Source organism: Streptomyces sp. TOM-9, from assembly GCF_056858595.1.
In genome coordinates, this window is sequence record NZ_JBXEQB010000001.1 from 7,684,143 (window position 1) to 7,703,646 (window position 19,504).

General features: G+C 74.7%; 13 protein-coding genes and 2 pseudogenes. 10 read left to right on the forward strand and 5 right to left on the reverse strand.

All coding sequences use genetic code 11. The features are described from left to right. Positions 1-9: 9 nt before the first annotated feature. From AC1VWI_RS35415 to fusA, 6 genes and pseudogenes are all read left to right on the forward strand, one after another. Positions 10-1,119 carry an FAD-dependent oxidoreductase gene (locus tag AC1VWI_RS35415; protein WP_499515098.1) on the forward strand — a complete coding sequence of 370 codons (1,110 nt, stop codon included), beginning with the start codon at positions 10-12 and terminating at the stop codon, positions 1,117-1,119. 173 nt (positions 1,120-1,292) lie between these two features. Then, positions 1,293-2,804: an NlpC/P60 family protein gene (locus AC1VWI_RS35420; protein ID WP_499515099.1), complete on the forward strand. Its 1,512-nt coding sequence runs from the start codon at positions 1,293-1,295 to the stop codon at positions 2,802-2,804. A gap of 216 nt (positions 2,805-3,020) precedes the next feature. Beyond that, positions 3,021-3,227 (forward strand): annotated as a pseudogene (locus AC1VWI_RS35425) (helix-turn-helix domain-containing protein); the annotation flags it as partial. Positions 3,228-3,314: 87 nt separating this feature from the next. Further along, positions 3,315-4,505, forward strand: a pseudogene (locus AC1VWI_RS35430) (nSTAND1 domain-containing NTPase); the annotation flags it as partial. A gap of 342 nt (positions 4,506-4,847) precedes the next feature. Then, a complete protein-coding gene (locus AC1VWI_RS35435) occupies positions 4,848-6,791 on the forward strand; it encodes a WD40 repeat domain-containing protein (protein WP_499516991.1) in 1,944 nt (647 codons plus the stop codon). A gap of 1,194 nt (positions 6,792-7,985) precedes the next feature. After that, positions 7,986-10,001 (forward strand): elongation factor G, encoded by a 2,016-nt coding sequence (gene fusA, locus AC1VWI_RS35440; protein ID WP_499515100.1) that lies wholly within the window; start codon positions 7,986-7,988, stop codon positions 9,999-10,001. 63 nt (positions 10,002-10,064) lie between these two features. Here the strand turns inward: fusA and AC1VWI_RS35445 are convergent, their stop codons facing one another. Next, on the reverse strand, positions 10,065-10,481 hold the full coding sequence (locus AC1VWI_RS35445) for a hypothetical protein (RefSeq protein ID WP_499515101.1): 417 nt from the start codon (positions 10,479-10,481) through the stop codon (positions 10,065-10,067). Positions 10,482-10,794: 313 nt separating this feature from the next. On the opposite strand from AC1VWI_RS35445, the gene AC1VWI_RS35450 reads away from it, so the two are divergent. After that, positions 10,795-11,889: a mechanosensitive ion channel family protein gene (locus tag AC1VWI_RS35450; RefSeq protein ID WP_499515102.1), complete on the forward strand. Its 1,095-nt coding sequence runs from the start codon at positions 10,795-10,797 to the stop codon at positions 11,887-11,889. 70 nt (positions 11,890-11,959) lie between these two features. Continuing rightward, positions 11,960-12,826, forward strand: coding sequence for a hypothetical protein (locus tag AC1VWI_RS35455; protein WP_499515103.1), 867 nt, complete (start codon positions 11,960-11,962; stop codon positions 12,824-12,826). Here AC1VWI_RS35455 and AC1VWI_RS35460 read toward each other — a convergent pair. Then, entirely contained in the window at positions 12,811-13,917 is a 1,107-nt protein-coding gene (locus AC1VWI_RS35460) for an ADP-ribosylglycohydrolase family protein (RefSeq protein ID WP_499515104.1), read from the reverse strand. The two genes, AC1VWI_RS35455 and AC1VWI_RS35460, sit on opposite strands and share 16 nt — an antisense overlap. A gap of 285 nt (positions 13,918-14,202) precedes the next feature. Further along, entirely contained in the window at positions 14,203-14,760 is a 558-nt protein-coding gene (locus AC1VWI_RS35465; RefSeq protein WP_499515105.1) for a glycine-rich domain-containing protein, read from the reverse strand. Between the two features lie 1,944 nt (positions 14,761-16,704). On the opposite strand from AC1VWI_RS35465, the gene AC1VWI_RS35470 reads away from it, so the two are divergent. Beyond that, positions 16,705-17,040, forward strand: coding sequence for a hypothetical protein (locus AC1VWI_RS35470; RefSeq protein WP_499515106.1), 336 nt, complete (start codon positions 16,705-16,707; stop codon positions 17,038-17,040). A gap of 6 nt (positions 17,041-17,046) precedes the next feature. Here the strand turns inward: AC1VWI_RS35470 and AC1VWI_RS35475 are convergent, their stop codons facing one another. Beyond that, a complete protein-coding gene (locus AC1VWI_RS35475; protein WP_499515107.1) occupies positions 17,047-17,439 on the reverse strand; it encodes a hypothetical protein in 393 nt (130 codons plus the stop codon). A 49-nt stretch (positions 17,440-17,488) separates the two neighbouring features. Continuing rightward, complete coding sequence (locus tag AC1VWI_RS35480; RefSeq protein ID WP_499515108.1) at positions 17,489-18,673, reverse strand: low temperature requirement protein A; 1,185 nt, start codon at positions 18,671-18,673, stop codon at positions 17,489-17,491. Between the two features lie 305 nt (positions 18,674-18,978). On the opposite strand from AC1VWI_RS35480, the gene AC1VWI_RS35485 reads away from it, so the two are divergent. Further along, positions 18,979-19,503 carry a universal stress protein gene (locus AC1VWI_RS35485; protein ID WP_499515109.1) on the forward strand — a complete coding sequence of 175 codons (525 nt, stop codon included), beginning with the start codon at positions 18,979-18,981 and terminating at the stop codon, positions 19,501-19,503. Position 19,504: the final 1 nt, after the last annotated feature.

Consider the following 19,504-nt stretch of genomic DNA (forward strand, 5'->3'; position numbering starts at 1 on the left):
GAAGCGGCCATGACCATCGCCATCGTCGGAGCCGGCCTCGGCGGCCTGGCTCTCGCCCGTGTGCTGCACGTGAACGGCATGGATTCCGTCGTGTACGAACGTGAGTCGTCCCGCGGTGCGCGCGGTCAGGGCGGCATGCTCGACATCCACTCCGGCCAGCGGGCGCTGCGCGAGGCCGGTCTGATCGACCGGTTCCACGCGATCGCCCGTGGTGAAGGCCAGGACATGCGTCTTCTCGAGCCGGACGGCACCCTGCTGCTCCAGGAGGACACGCCCGACGACGCCCCGCTCGCGCGACCCGAGGTCGACCGCGCCGATCTGCGCGACCTGCTGCTGGATTCCCTCCCCGACGACGTGGTGCGCTGGGGGCACGCGTTCCAATCCGCCGGCAACGGCCTGCTGCACTTCGCCGACGGCAGCAGCGCGGCGTACGACCTGCTGGTCGGCGCGGACGGCGCGCAGTCCCGGGTCCGCCCGCTGCTCACCGACGCCCGCCCGGTGCACATGGGCCAGAACGTCGTCGAGGTCGGCATCCCCGACATCGACCGCACGCACCCCGACCTCGCGGCGATGGTCGGGCGCGGCAACTACTGGGTGCTCGGCAACGGACTGTCCCTGGCGGCACAGCGCAACGGCGACGGCCGCGTTCGCATCGGCCTCAGTTTCTACAACACCCCCGAGGACTGGTTCGCCACCAGCGGCATCCCGTTCGACGACCCGGCCGCCGCCCGGGCGCGGCTGATCGACCTGCTCCCCGGCTGGGACCCGCGGTTCACCGCGTTGATCGCGGCCTGCGACGACACGGTCGTCCCGCGGTCGATCACCACTCTCCCGGTCGGCCTGACCTGGCCGTCGACGCCGGACGTCACGCTGGTCGGCGATGCCGCGCACCTGATGCCGCCGGTGGGGGAGGGCGCCAACATGGCGCTGCTCGACGGCGCCCTGCTCGGTCTCGCGCTGGCCGCGCACCCGGACGACTTCCCCGCCGCCGTCGAGGAATACGAGCGCGAGATGTTCGAACGCACCAGCGCTGCCGCCCGGATGTCCGCGGACATCCAGGAACTGCTGATGTCGCCGGACGCCGGCAAGAAGATGCTCGCGTTCTTCCAACCCGGCTGAACGCGACCGCATACGGTCACGCGGCCGACCCCGCCCACCAGGGGTTTTCCGGCCTTGAGGCGAAGAGGAAACGGGAAACCCCTGGTGCCGGCGGTCCGTCCGGGGTCACCGTGAGGGCCGACACGCGACCGAGGGCGGCGCCGGGCGCCGCCCCGTCTTTGGGGGAAGACCGCATGAGAGCACGACGCTGGGGAGGCGGGCTGGTCGCCGCCGTGGTGACCGCCCTGCTCCTCGCGCTCGTCCCGGCCGCCGCCGCGCACGCGGCCGGGACCGGGGAGCAGAACTGGTGCAGCCTGCAGGGCATCGCCTCCGACGAGGCGCACCGGGCGGTGGACGCGGCCTGCCAGGAGTGGCGCAACCGCACGCTGTACACGTGGGGCGGCGGGCACGGTCCCGCGCCCGGCATCAGTTACGGCACCATTGACATCCACGACCTGGAAGAGACCTGGAACGACCCGTACACGCGCGGCTTCGACTGCTCGGGGTTCGTCCGCTGGGCCTGGTACAAGGCCGTCGGGTGGGACATCCTCGGCGGCGGCACCGCCGAGGCGATGTACCGGAGCGCCGGGCGCACCTACCAGGCGGTGCACGGCAGCGGGGGCGGCAAGCCGGCCGTCTCCGACCTGGAGCCGGGGGACATCGTCTTCACCGGGGTCGGCGGCACGGTCGACAGCATCAGCCACGTGATGCTCTACCTCGGCGGCGGCTACGTCGTGGAGGCGTACCAGTCGCAGCACCCCGTCCGGGTGATCGACATCAACGCGCGCATCGACAACAACCGCCTGGTCGGGGTGGCGCGCATGCCGCAGGGCGGCCCCTTCACCGAGCCGCCCGGCTACGACGGCACCCTTCAGGTGACCTGGGGCACCGACGTGGCCGTACGGCAGCACCCCAACACGACGGCGGCGCTGGTGACCCGGCTGTCCGGGCCGGACCTGGTGTACGCCACGTGCCAGCAGCACGGGGAGACCGTCACCGCCGAGGGCTACACCAACGACGCCTGGACGTACCTTTCCAACCGCGGCGGCTGGATCAGCAACATCTACCTGAGGGGGCCGGCCTGGCTGCCGGAGGTGCCCGCCTGCACCGGCTCCGCCTACGACCCGCAGACCGGTTCCGGGGGCGGCGGCGACGTCTCGCAGGGCGGCGCCTTCAGCACCTGGGGCACCGGAGTGGCGGTCCGCTCGGAACCGTCCACGACCAACGGCACCACGGTGGCCCGGCTGGCCGGCCCGACGAGCGTCGCCGTGAGCTGCCAGACGCACGCGCAGACCGTGACGTCCGAGGGGTACACCAACGACGCCTGGTCCTACCTGCCGCAGTACGGCGGCTGGGTCACCAACATCTACATGCGCGGCGACGCCTGGCTGGCCGGGGTCCCCGCCTGCGACGGCAAGGGCACCTCCACGCCGGCCGGGGCGAGCCCGTACGGCACCTGGGGCACCGGCGTGGCGATCCACAGCTACCCCTCCGCCGGGTCCGCCGTGGTGGCCCGGCTGGCGGGTCCGACCGACGTGGCCGTGTCCTGCCAGAAGCACGCGGAGCAGGTGACGGCCGAGGGCTACACCAACGACGTCTGGTCGTACCTCCCGCAGTACCAGGGCTGGATCACCAACATCTACATGCGCGGCGACGCCTGGCTGTCCGGCGTGCCGAGCTGCGGCGCCCCGGGCGGCGCCATCTGAGCGACCCCGGTCCGCCACGGCCGGCGTGGTCCCACCGCTCACGGGGGCGGTGGGGCCCGCCGGCCCGTGGCCATTTCTCGACCGTGCGCACCCCTTCGCCCGCGACCCTGGGAACCACGCCCCGCCCCGCGCACTCCTCACCTTCCGACGGGCACGCCGGCGGGGCGGCCGGGGACAGGGGACGGCGCCCTCCGCGCCGTACGCGGCGGGGACGGGATGGACCGGACACCACACAGGCCGATCGAGCCCTTCGGCCGGGCACTGCGCGAACTGCGCCTGGAGCGGGGCCTGTCGCTGTCGGCGCTGGCCCGGCGCACCCACTACAGCAAGGGGTACCTGAGCAAGATCGAGACGGGTGGCAAGCCGGTCAACGCCGACGTCGCCCGGCGCTGCGACGAGGCACTGGAGGCTGGCGGGACACTGCTCGCCCTGCTGCCGCCCGAGTCCGGGGCGCGAAGTGCCCGCCTTTCAGGGGTAGGTGACGAGGTATCACCGTGCCCCTATCCCGGGCTGTCCGCCTACGGCGCCGAGGACGCGGGGCGCTTCTTCGGCCGTGAACGCGCCGTCGCGGACCTGGTGGAACGCCTCGGGCGACGGGCCGGCCAGGGCCCGCTGGCCGTGGTCGCCCCCTCCGGGGCCGGGAAGTCCTCGCTGCTGCGGGCCGGGCTGCTCCCCGCCCTGGCCGACGGCCCGTACGGCCGGTGGCCGGTCGCCTTCTGCACCCCCACCGCGCGGCCCCTGGACTGCCTCGGGCACGCGATGGAGCAGGCCCTGGGGCCCGCCGCGGGCGGAACGCCGCAGGACACGGGCGAACAGGCGCCGGCCTCCGCACGCGCCGCCGCCCTCGTCGCCGCGCCGCGCGGAGGATGCGTCGTCGTGGTGGACCAGTTCGAGGAGACGTTCACGCTCTGCGACGACGAGGCCGAGCGGCGCTCCTTCATCGCCGCCCTCACCGGGCTCGCCGCGTCCGGTGACGCCCTCGTCGTCCTCGGGATCCGGGCCGACGTCACCGGACGCTGCCTGGAGTACCCCGCGCTCGTCCCCGTCATCAGCGACGGGCTGTTCGCGCTGGGCGCGATGAGCCCGGACGAGCTGCGCGAATGCATCGTGCGCCCGGCGCGCGAGGAGGGCACCGAGCTCGAACCGGGCCTGGTGGAGGTCCTGTTGCGGGACCTGGGCGCCGCGGAGTCCCCGGAGTCCCCGGGGCACCCGGCGGGTGCCGTCCGGCCCGGCGGCGACCCCGGGGCGCTGCCGCTGCTCGCGCACGCCCTGATGGCCACCTGGCGGCAGCGCGCGGGCCGCACCATGACCGTCGAGGGCTACCTCGCGGCGGGCGGCATCCACGGCTCCGTCGCCACCGCCGCCGAGGCGCTGTTCACCGCCCTGTCCCCGGCCGAGCAACTGGCCGCCCGCAGACTGCTGCTGCGGCTGGTCCGGGTCGGCGAGGACAACGAGCAGTCGCGGCGCCCCCGCGACACCGCCGATCTGCTGGACGGGCTGCCGGACGCCACCGCCGCCCGTACCGCGCTCGACTCCTTCGTCGCCGCACGCCTGCTGACCGTCGGCACCGACCACGTCGAGATCGTCCACGAGGCGCTGCTGCGGGCCTGGCCGCGCCTGCGCACCTGGATCCACGCCGCCCGCGCGGATCTCCTGCTGCACCAGCAACTCGCCGCGGCCGCGCGCGAATGGGAACGCGAAGGCCGCGACCCCGCCCTGCTCCACCGCGGCACACGACTGGCCGCCGCCCGCGAGTGGGCCGCGGGCCCCGGCCGCCGCGACGGCGAACTCGCCCCCGTGGAGACGGACTTCCTCGCCGCGGCCGCCCACGAGGAGGACCTGCGGCGCACCCTCGTACGGCGCCGGGCCCGGCAGCAGCGGACCGGGCTCGTCGTGCTCGCCGTCCTGCTGGTGCTGGCGGTACTGGCGGGCGGTGTCGCCGTCGAGCAGCGGCTCGGCGCCGACCGGCAGCGCGCCACGGCGCTCTCCCAGGCGATGGCCGCCCGCTCCGCCGAACTGGCCGCCGGGCGGCCGGAGGCCGCGATGCTGCTGGCCGAGGCCGCCTACCGCACCGCCCCCACCACCGAGGCCCGCAGCGCCCTGCTCAGCACCCAGGCCAACGCCTTCGCCGGGCGGCTGACCGGCCACACGGCCGCCGTGAACGCGGTGGTGTTCTCCCCGGACGGCCGGCTGCTGGCGTCGGCGGGCTCCGACCGGACGGTACGGCTGTGGGACGTCGCCGGGCGGACCGCGGCGGGCGTCCTCACCGGCCACCGCGGCCCCGTCCGGTCGGTCGCCTTCTCCCCGGACGGCCGCACGCTGGCTTCGGCGAGTTCCGACGGCACCCTGCGGCTGTGGTCCGTGCCGGAGCGCCGGACGATCGCCGTGCTGACGGAACATCAAGGGCCGGTGCGTGCCGTGGCATTCGCACCCGACGGCCGCACGCTGGCCTCGGGCGGGGCCGACGGCACCGTACGACTGTGGGACGCCTCGACCGGACGCCGGAAGGCCGTCCTCACCGGGCACACCGACGAGGTCCTCGCGCTGGCCTACCGCCCCGGCGGCCGGACGCTCGCCTCCGCGGGCGCCGACCGCACGGTGCGCCTGTGGGACACCCGGACCCGCCGGAGCACGGCCGTGCTGCGCGACCACAACGGCGACGTGCTCGCCCTCGCCTTCAGCCCGGACGGTCGCACCCTCGCCAGCGGCGGCGCGGACCGCACCGTGCGCCTGCGGGACGTCACCGCGCCGCGCCGCACCACCACCCTCGCCGGGCACGACGACGACGTGAACGGGCTCGCCTTCGGGCCCGGCGGCCACACGGTCGTCTCCGCGGGCGGCGACGGCACCGTCATCCGCTGGGACGTCCACACCCACCTGCCCGTCGAGACCCTCACCGGCCACACCGACTACGTGCTCTCCGTCGCCGTGGCCGCCCACGGCGACCTCCTCGCCACCGCGGGCTTCGACCGCACCGTCGTCCTGTGGGACCTCAGCCGCAGCACGCTGGGCGCCTCACCCGTCACCGAGGTGTGGAAGGCCGCCTACGCCCCCGACGGGCGCACCCTGGCCTCGGCCGGCGGCGACGGCACCGTACGGGTCTGGGACATGGCGCGCCACGCCCCCGCGTACACCCTCACCGGGCACAGCGGCCCCGTGTACGACGTCGGCTTCAGCCCCGACGGCCGGCTGCTCGCCTCCGCGGGCGCCGACCGCACCGTACGGCTGTGGGACACCCGGACCCGGCGGAGCCGCGCCGTGCTGCGCGGCCACGACGGCGCCGTCTTCGCGCTCGCCTTCAGCCCCGACGGGCACACCCTCGCCACCGGCGGCGCCGACCGCACGGTGCGCCTGTGGGACACCGCGAGCGGGCGCCGCACGGCCACCCTCACCGGGCACACCGACTTCGTGAACTGCCTCGCCTTCAGCCGCGACGGCCGACTGCTGGCCAGCGGCAGCGACGACCTGACGCTCCGCCTGTGGCACCCCGCGACGGGGCGCCGCGGCTCCGTCCTGACCGGTCACACCGGCTCCGTGCGCGGCGTCGTCTTCGCCCCGGACGGCCGGACCCTCGCCAGCAGCGGCAACGACGGCACCGTCCGCCTGTGGGACGTCCCGCGGGCCCGCGCCGCAGGGGTCCTCACCAGCCACACCGGGTCCGTCCGGGGCGTCGCCTTCTCACCCGACGGCCGCACCCTCGCCAGCAGCGGCAACGACCGCACCGTACGGCTGTGGGACCCGGCGGCACGGAGCCTGACCGCCACCCTCACCGGGCACACCCGCGCCGCGTGGAGCGTCGCCTTCAGCCCCGACGGCGCGACCGTGGCCAGCGCCGGCAACGACGGCACGATCCGCCTCTGGGACCCGGACGTCCGCCACCGCACCACCGTGCTCTGCCGCCTCGCCGGCCCCTCCGCCCCGGCCCGCTGGCGGCACCTGCTGCCCGGCTACGCCTGGCCGGGCGCCTGCGGTTCGGCCGGCGGCTGAGCGCCGGGGGGCTCCCGAGGGCCGGCCTCCCGGCATGAAGCGGCCCAACTGGCAGGTGGGCCTCCCCGGTTCGTCCTGGCCCGTCACGGCGGCGGCGCGGGGCCGCGTGGCTCCCGGTCGGCAAACGCCTTCCAGGCTACGGACCGTGTCCGCTCTGGGACCCGGACGTCCGCCACCGCACCACCGTGCTCTGCCGCCTCGCCGGCCCCTCCGCTCCGGCCCGCTGGCGGCACCTGCTGCCCGGCTACGCCTGGCCGGGCGCCTGCGGTTCGGCCGGCGGCTGAGCGCCGGGGGGCTTTCGAGGGCCGGCCTCCCGGCATGAAGCGGCCCAACTGGCAGGTGGGCCTCCCCGGGTCGTCCTGGCCCGTCACGGCGGCGGCGCGGGGCCGCGTGGCTCCCGGTCGGCAAACGCCTTCCAGGCTGCGGACCGTGTCCGTGCGGAGTGGTCGTACCGGCACGCTGCTCCCCGCGTCCGTGGCGGTGAAGCCGGGGGAAGGGTTCCGCCGGGCCGGGACGCCGACGGAGCACGCGTGCGGGTGCCGGTGGCGGTGGGGGCCTGACCGTCCTGGGCCCGCCGCAACGGCGGTGGCGCGGTGGCGGAGCCTGCATCCGAGGGGCCCGCGCAGCGGGCCCTGATGGCCTTCCGTCAGGTAGAGCGCGGCCCGTGGCGGCACAACTCCGCAGGGCGCGTGAAGCCCGCTCGATCCGCACCCGTCGCCGGGCGGTACCGGTCCTCGACCGAGTGCACGGGTCGCGCACGCCCTCTCGTACCGCTGCTCACGGTCCGCACGCGCCGATGTCGTGGCACCGGTAACCGTCGGGGGCGCGACGATGCGGCGGCAGCGGGGACGGTTCAGGCCTCCCCGGAAAAACCCGGTGCCCCCGTCGCGTCCCGCTCACTACACTCGCGTTGATCGCGCGCCGCCCGACATGGCGCGCTCCGTGACGAACGAAGGGAGCCCGGCCGTGCGTTGCCGCACCGCAGCCGTCGTGCCCCCGTCACGCCACGAGGTGATCCTGGTGTCTTCGCAGGCCCGGTGCCCGCTGCGCGGCCGGCACCGGAAGTCCGCGACGACCATCTGACCCCTGCACCGGCGCAGCCGGGGCCGACGGCCGGGTACGCCCTGCCGCACACGGGGGCATCGCGGGAATCGCGCCGCCCACTGTTCGGATCACCCGAAAGGCCACCGGGCCATGCGCACCGTCAATCCGCTGACCGCCGTCCGCAACCTGGGCATCCTCGCCCACGTCGACGCGGGCAAGACCACCGTCACCGAACGGATCCTCTACCTCACCGGCGCCACCCACAAGCGCGGCGAGGTCCACGACGGCACGACCGTCACCGACTTCGACCCGCAGGAGCGCGACCGCGGCATCACCATCTTCGCCGCCGCCGTGAGCTGCGACTGGGACGGCCACCGGCTCAACCTGATCGACACCCCGGGCCACGTCGACTTCTCCGACGAGGTGGAGCGCTCCCTGCGCGTCCTGGACGGTGCGGTCGCCGTCTTCGACGCCGTCGCGGGCGTGGAGCCGCAGAGCGAGTCGGTGTGGCGGCGGGCCGACCGGCACGGCGTGCCGCGGATCGCGTTCGTCAACAAGCTGGACCGCGCCGGCGCCGACCTCGATGCCGCCGTCGGTTCGCTGCGCGAGCGGCTGCACACCGTGCCGCTCGTCGTCCAGCTGCCGATCGGGCGTGAGGACGGCTTCACGGGCGTCGTGGACCTGCTGCGCATGCGCGCCCTGGTGTGGGCCGACGGCCACGGCACGTACGCCGAGGGCCCGGTGCCGGAGGACTTGCGCGAGGAGGCGCTGCGGCGCCGCCGTGTGCTGGAGGAGACGGTGGCGGAGCTGCACGCGGCCGCGTTCGAGGAGTTCTGCGAACGGTCGGTGCTGTCGGAGGCGACGCTGCGCTCCGCGCTGCGCGACCTGACGCTGTCGGGCGACGGCGTCGTGGTGCTGTGCGGCTCGGCGTACCGCAACCGCGGGATCGAACCGCTCCTGGAGGCCGTCGTCGACTACCTGCCGTCGCCGCTGGACGTCCCGGCGGTGCGCCAGGCGGTCGACCCTGCGGCGCCGTTCGCGGCGCTGGTGTTCAAGGTGAACGTCACCGCCACCGGGCGGCTGACCTACCTGCGGGTGTACGAGGGGACGATCAGGAAGGGGGACGCCGTGCTGGACACGCGCGCCGGACGCACCGAGCGGATCGGCCGGATCCTGCGGGTGCAGGCCGACCGGCACGTCGACGTCGACGCCGCGGTCGCCGGGGACATCGTCGCGGTGGTCGGGGTCAAGTCCGCCGCCGCGGGCGCGACCCTGTGCGCCCCGGGGGCACCCCTGGTCCTCGAACCGCCGTCCGTGGCCGAGCCCGTCGTCTTCGTCGCGGTCGAGGCCGCCCGCAACACCGACACCGACCGCCTGGCCGTGGCCCTGGCCCGGCTGGCCGAGGAGGACCCCTCGCTGGCCGTGCGGACCGACCCCGAGACGGGGCAGACCGTCCTGTCCGGCATGGGCGAACTGCACCTGGAGGTAGCGGTGGAGAAGATCCGCCGAGAGCGGGGGCTGGACGTCCGCGTCGGACGGCCGCAGGTCGCCTACCGGGAGACGCTCGTGCGCGGCGTGTCGGGGCTGGTCTTCCGGCACGTCAAACAGGAGGGCGGTGCGGGGCAGTTCGCGCACGTCGTCCTGGACGTCGAGCCGTACGGGGAGGCCGCGTTCGCGTTCGTCTCGACGGTCGTCGGCGGGCGGGTGCCGAAGGAGTTCGTCCTCGCGGTCGAGGCCGGCTGCCGGGACGCCCTCGCCGAGGGCCCCCTCGGCGGCCACCCCGTCACGGGCGTGCGGGTCACCCTGACCGACGGCGCCACGCACTCCCGCGACTCCTCCGAGACGGCCTTCCGCACCGCGGGCCGCCTCGGGCTCCGGGAGGCGCTGCGCAGCGGCGTCATGGCCCTGCTCGAACCGGTCGTCGAGCTCACGGTCACCGTCCCCGACGCCGCCGTGGGCACCGTCCTCGGCGACCTCGCCGCCCGCCGTGGCCGCGTCACGGGCTCGACGACGCGCTCCGGCACGGCGGTCGTCACGGCGACGGTGCCGCTGGCCGAACTGTTCGGCTACGCGACCCGCCTGCGCAGCCGTACCCAGGGCCGCGGCACCTTCACCGCCCGCCCCGCCGGGTACGCCCCGGCCACCGCGGGCACGGTGACCCGGTAGCGGGCGCGCCCGGCCCCGCCCCCACGTCCGTGTGGGGGTGGGGCCGGACCGCGTCCGGTCTGCTCACCCCTCCGCCATGAGGGCCTCGTTGACGGCCGCCACGCGCGCGTGGAGCGGGCCCTCGCGCACGATGTCGTCCCCGAGCCCCCGGCGGTGCGGCGCCACGTCGATGACGGTGACCAGGGTGTCGCCGAACCCGATCACCGCCCACCAGTCCTGTCCGGCCGCCCGGACACGCCACGTCGCCTTGACCCACCTCCCGGTGTCGGTCCGCACCTCCGCGGAGACCAGCTCCCAGGTCGCGGGGTCGAAGGCGAGGAGCGCCTCGACGGGTGCTCCGCGGCGCTCCAGGCGCTCGGTCACGTGCGGACCGCGCGCGGTGAGCCGTACGGGCTCGCGCAGCACGTGCCGCACCCGTGCGAAGAGCGCCGCGGGGCCGGTGGCCACGTGGAAGCGGGCGGTGTCGAAGCGTGGTGCCAAGGGGGAGTCCTCACCGGGAACGCCGCGACCGCCGGAGGGCGATGGGCATCGTGACCAGGAAGGATACCGGCGCACCCGCCTGCGGCGCGTCCGGCCGCGGCGACCTTGGCGGGATCGGGCCGCCGGGGTGGGGGCCGTATGCGGACGGCGTCGCCGCTGCGGCAGGATGTGTCACCTCGCGCCTGGACAATGCCTGTTCGGCGCGACTCTCTCGAGCATCCCCCGAACGTCCCCGAACGATGAGGCGACCAGTGACGACACACCACCCCCCGCGCCCCGTGCGTGAATCCGTACGCACGTGGGGAGGCGACCGGTGAACCGCGCCCTCACGCTGCACGACCTGATCGTCGCCGGTGCCGCGATCGCCGCCGGTGCCCTGGCGGGGCTGCTCCTGCGGCTGGCCCTGAAGTGGCTGGGCGAGCGGGCCAGGTCGACGAGGTGGGGCGGTGACGACATCGTCGTCGCCGCCCTGCGCACCGTCGTGCCGTGGGCCGCGCTGGCGTCGGGCGCCTGGGTGGCCGCCGCGGCGCTGCCACTGACCCGCGTCGTCGACCGGACCGTCAACCAGGTGCTCGTGGCGGTGCTGATCCTGGCGGCCACGGTCGCCGCGGGCCGCATGGTCGCCGAGACGGTCCGGTCGCTGGCGCTGGCCCGGTCCGGGGTCGCGGCCTCCGCGACGATCTTCGTCAACATCACCCGTGTCGTCGTGCTGGGGATGGGCTTCCTGGTCCTGCTGCAGACCCTGGGCATCTCCGTCACGCCCCTGATCACCGCCCTCGGCGTCGGCGGTCTCGCCGTCGCCCTGGCCCTGCAGGACACCCTCGCCAACCTCTTCGCGGGCGTCCACATCCTCGCGTCCAAGACCGTGCAGCCCGGGGACTACATACGTCTCAGCAGCGGCGAGGAGGGCTACGTCGTCGACATCAACTGGCGCAACACCGTGGTGCGCCAGCTGTCGGACAACCTGGTGATCATCCCCAACGCCAAGCTCGCGAGCGCGATCGCCACCAACTTCCACCAGCCCGAGCAGCAGATGTCGCTCATCGTCCAGGCGGGCGTGGGCTACGGCAACGACCTCGAGCACGTGGAGCGGGTGACCATCGAGGTCGCGGGCGAGGTCATGGCCCACGTCGAGGGCGGCATCCCCGAGCACGAGACGGTCGTCCGCTTCCACACCTTCGGCGAGTCGCGGATCGACTTCTCGGTGATCCTGCGGACGTCGGAGTACGGGGAGCAGTACCGGATCAAGCACGAGTTCATCAAGCGCCTTCACCGCCGCTACCAGGAGGAGGGCATCGAGATCTCCTTCCCGACGCGGAACGTGGTGCTGCGTCAGGAGCAGCCCGACGCGATAACGCTGCCGCACCAGCGCACGGTCCCGGCGCCGGACCCCACCCCCGGCGGCTGACGGCCGCCCGCCGGGCACGCACTTCGGTGCGTGCCCGGCGGACTTCCTCCCCCTGAGACAGGACGGGCCGATGTACATCCTCCACCTCGTCGACCGGCCCTGCGACGAAGCGGTGGCCGCTGCCCTGGCGCGGGTCTTCGGCGTGCCGACGAGCGAGGTCGACATCGCCGCCGACGGCGTGATCGAGCGCAACTGGGAGGCGCTGGTGTCGTGCACCACCGGGGAGCGGTTCGGTGACGTGGCGCTCGCGCTGGACATCTACGTCATGGCCGCCGCTGCGGACCGGCCCGCCGAGCACACCCTGGCCGCCGAGCTCGCGGCGCTGCTGGGCACGGCCGTGTTCTTCTCGGCGGAGGGCGTCCGGCCCAGTGCCTGCTGGGTCGCGACCCCGAACGGAGCCGTGGCGCGGGCCAGGGCGGGCGACACCGACGAGCCGGGCGAATTCATCGTGGCCGCGGTGGAGGCGCCGGTGGCCCCACTGCCGCACGTTCGGGTCATGCGCATCCCGGAAGCCGTCTGGGACCTGGAGGTGGCCACTCCCATCGCCGACGCCTTCCGGGAGCGGCCGGCGGGGGAGTGGGAGTGGCGGGCGGGCGACCGCCTGGCGGCGTGGGAGATGCTCGTCCGGATGATGGCCGACGGGTGGCGGCCCGCGGGATGGTGCCCGGCCGACCTCTACGGCTGGCGCCTTGAGGCCCGCGACGAACTCGCGGGCGCCGCAGCCGCGCTGCCGTCGGAGGCCGCGGAACCGCTCCGGAACGCGCCGGCCGAGCTGGACCGGCTGTTCGTGGCGCACACCGTCGAGGACCCGGAACACCTCCTCGCCCGGGAGATCGCGGCCGGCGGCGACACGGGCGGGCGGAACTGGTGGTGGTACCGGCGGCCGGAGCCGCTGCCCTGGGACGAAAGCCTGCGGCCCCGTCACCAGCCGGGGTAGCGGTCCCGCCAGTGGGGGTCCCAGCCCGGTACGTACTCGCTGCCGCTCGGGCCGTCGAGGTTCTCGGCGACGAGGTCGCGGGCCAGGGTGTCGACGACCCACACCAGTTCGTGGCGGCTCACCACGTCCACCGGGAAGGCCTCGAAGCCGTGCGCCGCGCCGAGGAAGGCGCCGGTCACGGTGGCGACGGACTCGCCGTCCGGTGCGGCGGCCGCGAAGCGCAGCGCCGCGACGAGGTCCGCGCGGTCCGGGAAGGACGCGGCGGCGTAGAGGCCGCCCAGGAGCGCCGAGGGCGCGGTGGCGTCGGGGGCGAGCCGGGCGAGGCGGGCCGGGTCGGCGGGGTGTGCGACGACCCCGTCCAACACGGCCCGCAGACGGGCGTGTTCGTCATCGGTGATGACCGCGGCCCGCTCGGAGGCCCGCAGCGCCGTCAGGCCGCCTTCGAGGGCGCCTCGTATGTCCTCCCCGGCCAGGAGGTGCCGGGCCAGGACCGTCGCATGGGACGTGGCGGCCTGCGCGCCGGGGTCCCCATGGGTGAGCGCGGCGACGTCGCGGGCGTGCGCGTCCCAGCTCTTGACCGCCGCCGGCTCGCCGAGGGCGGCGATGGGCAGGGTGCGGCCGAGCGCGTGCCAGCCGCGGCTGGTCGTCGTGGGCTTGTCCACGGTGCCCTGCTCCGGCCGGGACAGCGCCTTGACGGTCGCCGGCGCCGCACCGCGCCGCTCCGCCAGCACGGGGATCCCGGCCAGCCAGCCGGAGGGCCAGCCCGCGCCCGTCCACGTGCCCCAGTGCTCGGTCAGCCGGTCGCGGTCGATGCCCTGGATCGCCGCCCAGCGGCAGTACGCGTGCCAGAGCACGGACGGGGGATGGCAGATGCCCTTGTGGCTTCCGCGGACCAGGGCGCGGATGGAGCCCTCGACGGTGAAGCAGGCCAACTGGGTGCAGACGCCGGCGCGCAGCGGCCCCGTGCCGGGCAGCGTGCCGCGTGCCGCCCCCGTGGTCTCGCCGAGGGCCAGCCCGATGAGCATGCCGCGCACGCGCGAGGTGGTGCGTCCGCGATCGGCTTTGTCCCGGTCCTCGTTCGCTGGGCTCAAGACGGCGTCCCTTCCTCGGATTCCGGCAGGTGGCAGGGGCCAGACCCTATCGGGAGCGCCAAAGGCGACGGAGTAGTTGAGCGTGGCCGAGTAGGTGGCGGCGCCGAGGGCGCGGAAATCGAGATGGCCTCGCGGCTATGCGAGCCGACGCTCCTGGCCCTCGGTGTCCTCGCGGTCCGCGGGCGCGCGCGTCAAGCGGTGATGCAGCACAGCGGCCCGGCTCCCCTTGGTGGGGTTCCGGGCCGCTGTGCTGCGCCGTGGCGCGTGTCGGCCGAAGTGCAGCGGCTACCACCAGATGACGACGTATCCGGGGCCGCCGTTCTCGCCGCCGGCGTCCGGGCCGACGCCGCGTGCGCCGCCTGAGCCGCCGATGCCTGCACCCGGCGGCGCCGGCTGGATGATGCCGTCCACTGCCGGACGGCCTCCCTGGGCACCGGGCCCACCCGGGGCGACGCCCGAGCCGTCTCCGCCGTTGGCGCCTTGTCGGACTGTGCCCTGGCCAGGACAGAAGGCCGTGCCGCCAGCGCCACCGTTGAGGTGCGACCCGAATACGCCGCCGTTGGCAGTCACGACGTCGCCGAGGCCGTTGTCCACCGTGCTGGGTGTGCCCAGATCGCCGGGGAAGGACGGGGGTGCGCCCGAGCCTCCCGTGCCGACGTCCACCGCGACTGGTGTGCCCGGCTGGACGGGAAGGACGCACCAAGCGAAGCCTCCGGCGCCGCCACCGGATCCACTGTTGTTAACGTCGCCTCCACCACCGCCCCCGCCGCCGCCCCACGCCTGGACGAACACCGTGGTGACGTTGGCGGGCGGCACGAATTGACCGTCGTTCTGGAAGTCCACCAGGCCGTGGGCCGGGGCGACACCGGGCGGGCCCTGCGGGCCCGGCGGCCCGACAGGTCCGGCGGGCCCGGCAGGTCCCTGCTGGCCGGTCTCGCCCGGAGGCCCCTGAGGTCCGGCGGGTCCGGCGGGTCCCTGCGATCCGGGAGGCCCAGGCGGGCCGGGAGGCCCTGGTGGGCCGGGTATCCCGGGGCGGCCCGGGTGACCGTGGCCAGGGCGGCTGGGGCAGTACCCGGGGAAGTAGGGGAAGAGGAAGCACGGGCCGGCGAGCCCGGCTTGAGCGTCGGGCTTCACGGCGGCGGCCTCGCGACCGTCGGCGTACGCGGCACCCGACAGAGCACTGGACGCCAAGGCCACGCTCGCGGCCACCGTCCACATCCGCTGACCACCTCGGCGTCGCCCTCGGGCTCCATGGGGCATGGCTATTCGAGACAACACGCCACCTCCAGCAAGGGGGCCCGCAACGCGCGGCAGAGGCCGGATCACCAGGAGAGGAGAGCTGTCGGAGACAGCGGCGAGCCCACAGCAAGAATCGCCCTGCCTGTTGCGTCGTGCACATTCAGTAGCCGACCGGGTGATTTCGTCCCCGCATCGGCCCGGCTCCTGCAGGGGCCCCGGGCGGCTGTGCTGCGCCGTGGAGCCGACGGGCGGCCGCGACCTCGGCGGCCGGGAGGAGGCCGGCGAGGAGGCCAGCGAAGAGGCCGGCCTCCTCTACGAGCGTGCTGAGCGGGGCAGATGGTGCATCGGCACTCTCAGAGCCGCTAGCTGCGAGCGCACGCGACTTCGGTCAGAGTCAGGGCGCTGTCCGAGCTGAGCGCCCATGTCGTGCCAGTCCAGATGACCCAGGGCGTCGGGACGGGGTCATCCCCGCTGGCGTCAGTGACGGCCCCACCGGTGACGGCCGCGCAGATGGCCTGCCAAGTCTCAGACCGGAATCCGACGTTCAGACCGTTGATCATTGGCCCGTTGCACAACGAACTGGCTGCGGTAGTGGTGGTGCTCGCACAAGTAAGCGTCGCGCCGTGCACGATCTGGGTCGGGAGGAACTGACCGAAGACCGGTTCCGATCCCGGCGGCCCCGCCGGTCCGGTGTCGCCCTTCGGGCCTTGCGGCCCGGCGGGACCCACCGGCCCTTGCTGGCCGGGATCGCCCTTCGGCCCTTGAGGCCCGGCGGGGCCCTGCGGCCCGGCGGGGCCCTGCGGGCCGGGAGGTCCAGGCGGACCGGGGCGACCAGGGCGGCCGTGGTGGCCGGAGCAGTACCCGGGAAGCCCCGCGATGAAGAAGCACGGGTCGGCAGAACTGTTCTGAGCGCCGGGTTTCGCGACGTCAGCGTGGCCACCGTCCGCATACGCCGCACCCGTCACTGCGCAGGACGCCAGGGCCACGCTCGCGGCCACCGTCCACGCCCGCATACGGCCTTGGCGTCGCCGTGTAGACGCCTGAGGCTCGGCTATTCGGGACAACACGTCACCTCCAGGGAGGGGTTCGCGACCGCGGCCGACCCCGTTTCCGGGGAGCTGCGCTGTCATGGGCAGCAGCGAACCCAACGCAAGAATCGCCCAGCGTGCCGACCCGGGCGCCCTCGGTAGCCGAATGGGTGATGCCCGGTCCTCACGGCAGCGAGCGGCTGGTCCTCGGTGAGGGTCATGCGGGCCGCGACCGCCGGCCATGGCACAGCGGGCACGGTCCAGGCGCAGACCGCGGGCACCCTCGTCCCGCTGGCGGGCGACCGGTACTGGCGCGGTTACCGCGACGGCCGGGACGACGGACGGTACGACGCCCGCTCACGCCCGCGCTGCCGGAACCAGTGGGACTCCTACCGCCCCCAGAGCTGGAACTCCGAATACCGCCGCGGCTACCGCGACGGCTACCGCTCCGGCCGGAACTCCTCCTGCTGTGCGCGGTCCATAATGGCCCCCTCAGGACCTGGGCGCGGGGGGACGAGAGTTGACCACAGGGGACGACGACCGGGTCCTCACCGGGAGCTGGGTCTTCGAGACCAACCTGCGGCCCCTGTGCGAGTCGGTGGCGCACTTCACGGGGTACGGGTTCGACGACCGGGACTGGCAGGCGATCGACGCGGCCCTCCCGGCGACGGACGTCGAACGGCACGACGGCTGGTACGCGTACCCGCTGTCGGGCCGTGTGCCGCTGACGCTGCTCGTCGCGGGCGACCCCGGTTCCTCCGTGGTGTTCGTGCGGTTCGCGGGAGAGCCCGGCGAAGGGGAGAGGGCCCGGATCGAGGCGGCGCTCCACATCTTCGCGACCTGGGCCGTGCGGTGACGGCCGCTACTGGCACACGCGCTTGAAGTCGTCCGCCCCCACCCGTGCGCGGAAGCGCACCTCGTGGCCCGCGGAGTCGGTGAAGACCGCCGACGTCGGTGACAACAGCGTCATCGTGCCCCGCTGCGTGGGGTTGTCCCAGTCCGGCGGAGGGTTGAAGGCGCCGCCGGAGAGCGGGGTCTCCGCCTCGAAGTACGTCGAGCCGATCCGGGCCTCGTCGATCCCGCAGTGGGTGTACAGCTCGTAGGGGACGGAGGTCGGGAACCGGACGGACGGGGCCGGGGCGGTGGGGAGCGCCACGCGGGGGGCGTCCCGGTCGGCGCAGCCCGCGAGGGCGGCGGCAATGGCGGCGGCAGCGGCCGCGAGGGCGGCGGTGCGTGCGAAGTGCCTGGTGGTCATGGCGGTTGGACGCGGTCGCCGCCGGACGGGTTCCGTCGGCGGCGCCCGTTCAGGACGTTGCTGCCCGCAGGCTACGGCGCCCGGCCGGGACGCAGGTCGCGGCGACCAGGAGCGCGGCCGCGACGCCCGTCACGAGGACCGGGGCCGGGGCGAACGTGGCGGCGAGGATCGCTGCCGCGGCGAGCACGTGCACCACGTCGGGCGCGGTGGGGTGCCCGGCGGTCCGGCGGTGCAGGAGCCACACGGACAGGACGAACCCGGCGACGGGCACCGTGTAGGCGGCCGCCGCGCCGTGGGCGCTCAGATGGCCGTGCCCGGTCGCCCGGGCGACGTTGACGGCGAGTCCGGCACCCACCGCCGCGGCGCAGGCGAACACCGCGTAGTGGCCGTAGCCCCACAACGTGGCCGTGGTGAAGCTGTTGAGGCGGCGGGAGGCGTTCTGGGCGAAGTACAGCCACCACAGGGCGCAGACGGTGAGGGTGCCGCCCAGCACGAGCGTGGCGATGTCGCCGAACGTGGCGTCGGTGTCGAGGGCGGTACGCACCGCCCCGGCGGCGGCCGTGATGGACTCGCCCAGCACGATGAGGGTGAACAGGCCGAAGCGCTCGGCGATGTGGCGCGGGTGCCAGGTGGTGTGGGCCACCCGCTCGGCCCACACGGGGACGGCGAGTTCGGCCAGGGCGAGGACGGCGTGCGCCGGGAGGCGGAGGTCGCCCGGCACCACGAGGTGCGCCAGCCAGCCGGTCTGCACCACCAGGATCCCCGCGGCGTACCGCAGACAGCACCGGCGCCGCTCGGGGTCGGCGCCGGCGGCCCGCAGCCACTGGCTGACCATGGCGAGCCGCATGACGACGTAGCCCCAGGTGATGACGGTGTAGTCGCCGTCCTGCAGGGCGGCCGCCGTGCCCGCGGACATGACGAGGGCGCCGCTGATCTGCACGACGGTGAGCAGGCGGTACGGGATGTCGTCGGTGTCGTAGGCGGAGGCGAACCAGGTGAAGTTCATCCACGCCCACCAGATCGCGAAGAACACCAGCGCGTAGCCGAGGACACCGCGCCCGACGTGTCCTGCGGCCAGTTCCTCCTCGAACGCGGCGGACGTCTGCGCGACGGCCACCACGAAGCAGAGGTCGAAGAAGAGCTCCAGCGCGGTGGCGGTGCGGTGCTTCTCGTCGGCGACACGGGCGACCATCCGCCGCCGCCATGCCGTGGCGGCGGTCTGCGGCGCGCTCACGTCGCTCCCGTCCCCGCGGCGCACGCCGCGCCGCGCCGTCCGGGAACCGCTTCCTCGCTCACGGCACGCTTCCTCACATTTCCCGGGGACAAGGCTCTGCTTCCTCCACTGAGACCGGACGTCCTGCGCGCGTGTGACACACCCCGGGGAACGGGGCGTCGCCGGGCGCGCCGCCCCGTCCCGCGGTGCCGGGGTTGTCACACTTCGCGGGCGGCGCCGGTCGGTAGCGGTGGATGCCCGGTCGTCCTCGTGTGACCGCCTCCGGTTCCCGAGGCCGTCTCCCGTTCACCCCCGAAAGGTTTCTCATGGCAGGCCATGGCGTTCCCGAACCTGTCGGCGACGATCCCCTGGCGCGGTCGTCCACCGCCGGGGAACCGGCTCCCGCGACGGGCGCCAGTCGTACGAGCGTCGACAAGTACGGGGTGCTCGTCGGGTACAGCGGCTCCGCCCCCAGCAGGCGGGCGCTGTCGTACGCGGCCGGAATGGCGCGGCGCACCGGCGCGGCGCTCCTCATCGTCCACGTCGCGAAGGAGAACCCCGTCGCGTCGCTGCTCGGCTACGAGAACGCGGGCGGCGGCTGCGGGCCGCACGCCGGCGGCACGCACACGCTGCTGGGGCAGCTCGCCTGCGAGGACCATCTGTCGGGGCTGCCGTGGACGCTCATCCACCGCAGGGGCGCCGTCGCGCAGGAGCTGGAGAAGGCCGGCCGCAAGTACCGGGCGAACGCCATCATCGTCGGCCGCAGGCGCGGGGCCGGCATCCGGCTCTTCCGCCCGATCTCCGACCGGCTGGCGCGCAGTGCCCAGCGGCCGGTCATCGTCGTCCCCTGAC

Bases quoted from the DNA above. Each gene is read 5' to 3' on its own strand.
- AC1VWI_RS35415 (WP_499515098.1), top strand. From the start codon at position 10: ATGACCATCGCCATCGTCGGAGCCGGCCTCGGCGGCCTGGCTCTCGCC.
- fusA (WP_499515100.1), top strand. From the start codon at position 7,986: ATGCGCACCGTCAATCCGCTGACCGCCGTCCGCAACCTGGGCATCCTC.
- AC1VWI_RS35485 (WP_499515109.1), top strand. From the start codon at position 18,979: ATGGCAGGCCATGGCGTTCCCGAACCTGTCGGCGACGATCCCCTGGCG.
- AC1VWI_RS35435 (WP_499516991.1), top strand. From the start codon at position 4,848: ATGCTGCTGGCCGAGGCCGCCTACCGCACCGCCCCCACCACCGAGGCC.
- AC1VWI_RS35455 (WP_499515103.1), top strand. From the start codon at position 11,960: ATGTACATCCTCCACCTCGTCGACCGGCCCTGCGACGAAGCGGTGGCC.
- AC1VWI_RS35475 (WP_499515107.1), bottom strand. From the start codon at position 17,439: ATGACCACCAGGCACTTCGCACGCACCGCCGCCCTCGCGGCCGCTGCC.
- AC1VWI_RS35420 (WP_499515099.1), top strand. From the start codon at position 1,293: ATGAGAGCACGACGCTGGGGAGGCGGGCTGGTCGCCGCCGTGGTGACC.